The following is a 2,168-nucleotide window of genomic DNA, read 5'->3' on the forward strand; positions in this document are numbered from 1 at the left end:
TATTTCTGTAGTTCTTGTTTACTTTTGGCTTCGTCCATTACAATCCGGATCGTTGGGTCTGTATTACCTATTTCAAAACTGAATAAACCATATTTATCAAATCCAGTATTTAGGACAGATGCGATACAATCGACTCGAGTTTTTCGTCATTGCTGGTAGAAACCTCATCTTTGTTGCTGCAAACATTAAATACTATAACAAAGACAACAACTATCATTAAAACAGAAATAAACTTTTTCATTACATTATTTCCCTTCTAATGATACTTTACCATAATAACCCAATCATTTACTAAGCTATTTTGTCCCTTTTAATTTAACAAGATCTCCAAGTATCACATGCATACTTTATACAGACCTAGTTCACGTAACACCACAAGAAGGAAGTTTGAATAAAAAATATACCTTTATATACCATTTCTTCTTTTATATGGTATCATATTAGGAGCGAAAAATAAGTAGATGTAGATATGATATGCTTACTCATTTTTACTTAATTCTTTTTAATTGGAAGGAAGAATGTTGTGAAAAAACTGATCAAGCTAGTGCTCCTATTCTTTGTAGCTATAATTGTTTCTTTACCTGTAATCTGGATAAATTGGCAGCACATATTTGGCACAAATCGCCCTATTGAAAATCTGAAAGCTGTTTATCAAATAGAATTTCAAGATAAACAAATATCTAGTACGAAAAATGTTTACGATAAAGAATACTATGTCGTACCCGAAAAGAAACTTGAATCATTTATCAGCTTGATGGATAAAAAAGGATATAACTTGGCGGAACATGATTCATTAAATAACAAGATGCTGTTTGAGAAAGGTAACGGAAGTTATTCCGTCTCCTACAAGCCTTTTATGAAGAAGTATACAAAAGTAGAAAGTCCGGAATAACAAAAGTATTTGTTCCCTTGTTTTTATATCTAACCTACGGTGGTGTATCCAATGAATGGTTCGAGAAAGAAAAAAAGAAAAAGAAGATTATATAGTTATATTGAACTTTGCATTATATGTATTTTCGGTATTGTTTTAACTTTTATTTTTAACTGGCCACGCTATCCCACCCTTACTGTAATAGGGGGAGGATTCTTAATTCAGATGTTATCCATTGAAATAAAAAATAGAGATTGAGATGATGCAAGTGTCTAATAGTAATAAGTATCAGTATTTTCCATATCTATTTTGGTCGTTCTTTAAATACCAACGAGCGAATAGAACTATTGGGAGAATGAGTCGAATAATGATAAAAAATAAAGATGTCCAAGCTGAAAAGAAGTATAGTGTTGCTACATCCTTGTGTCCCACATTCTGTTGCTCGAAGTCCTTTCTCACTTGTGGATGAAAAATAACCGACTAATCATATCCCCAATAAGGAAAACCATACTATTATGATAGCAATTAAAATTAAAAGCAATTTAAATCAAAATCTAATTCACTCCATCTAAAAACCTACTCAAGATTTAACCCTTTATCGTTTCTCAAGAGTACTTTACAGACTTTTGGTTCGCATAGCGTTCCAGGAAGGAAGCTTCCACCAACAGTAATCCCGTCTATGGTCTATTCCAAATAAAAGTACGCATCAATATTGGGAAAACAATAAAAACCAAGAGGAAAGTCAGATTAACAGCCAAAGCAATCGTTCTCAGCAAACTTTTCTCTCCATACCATGCAAGCCCAATGCCCATGATCGAAATAACAACAAGTAACGGAAGAAATATAGGATTTGAAACATTTTTAAAGATAAAATAAGCGTAAAACGTCATATTCAAAACAAACGAAATAATGGATAAAACATTAAAATAATTCCTCATAACTTCACTCCTCTCCAAGGGAAATTTTACCACAAAGAGAGTGGATTGAGTTTTAAAAACCAACAATGAATTTCTATTTGAGATAGAAATAGCCTCAGGATTCTATATATGCTCTGAATTGAGTAAAGATTGGATCGTTATCCATGATTTCTCTTCTCAATAGTCATCATGTTTCTCAGCGTGCCAAAGAAATAGGCATGAAAAGAGCCTTTAATACATCTGTGTTTATGAGAAAAAATCGATTCTTTAAAAGCTTGAACTACTACTTCTGTTAATTCCTCCAAAGGCGTGTCTAAACGAGTGATACGATAAGCCAGCATGGCTTTTCCCCATAGCTTATAGATTTCCTTTGCTTGTCC

At 32.7% G+C, this 2,168-nt stretch carries 2 protein-coding genes and 2 pseudogenes; 1 reads left to right on the forward strand and 3 read right to left on the reverse strand.

What is annotated here, in order from left to right:
- A pseudogene (locus ACH0BF_RS25120) lies at positions 1–128 on the reverse strand (YolC/YozM family protein); the annotation flags it as partial.
- A gap of 395 nt (positions 129–523) precedes the next feature.
- On the opposite strand from ACH0BF_RS25120, the gene ACH0BF_RS25030 reads away from it, so the two are divergent.
- Positions 524–892, forward strand: a complete 369-nt coding sequence (locus ACH0BF_RS25030) for a hypothetical protein (protein WP_120038691.1) — start codon at positions 524–526, stop codon at positions 890–892.
- Between the two features lie 656 nt (positions 893–1,548).
- On the opposite strand, the gene ACH0BF_RS25035 is transcribed toward ACH0BF_RS25030, so the two are convergent.
- Both ACH0BF_RS25035 and ACH0BF_RS25040 read right to left on the reverse strand, forming a co-directional pair.
- Positions 1,549–1,809 carry a hypothetical protein gene (locus tag ACH0BF_RS25035; RefSeq protein WP_340856840.1) on the reverse strand — a complete coding sequence of 87 codons (261 nt, stop codon included), beginning with the start codon at positions 1,807–1,809 and terminating at the stop codon, positions 1,549–1,551.
- Between the two features lie 137 nt (positions 1,810–1,946).
- Positions 1,947–2,168 (reverse strand): annotated as a pseudogene (locus tag ACH0BF_RS25040) (transcriptional regulator); the annotation flags it as partial.

The sequence above is a fragment of the Pseudobacillus sp. 179-B 2D1 NHS genome (assembly GCF_045370945.1).
Taxonomy (GTDB): domain Bacteria; phylum Bacillota; class Bacilli; order Bacillales; family Domibacillaceae; genus Pseudobacillus.

Coding starts and splice junctions, on each gene's coding strand:
- ACH0BF_RS25035 (WP_340856840.1), bottom strand. CDS start 1,809: ATGAGGAATTATTTTAATGTTTTATCCATTATTTCGTTTGTTTTGAAT.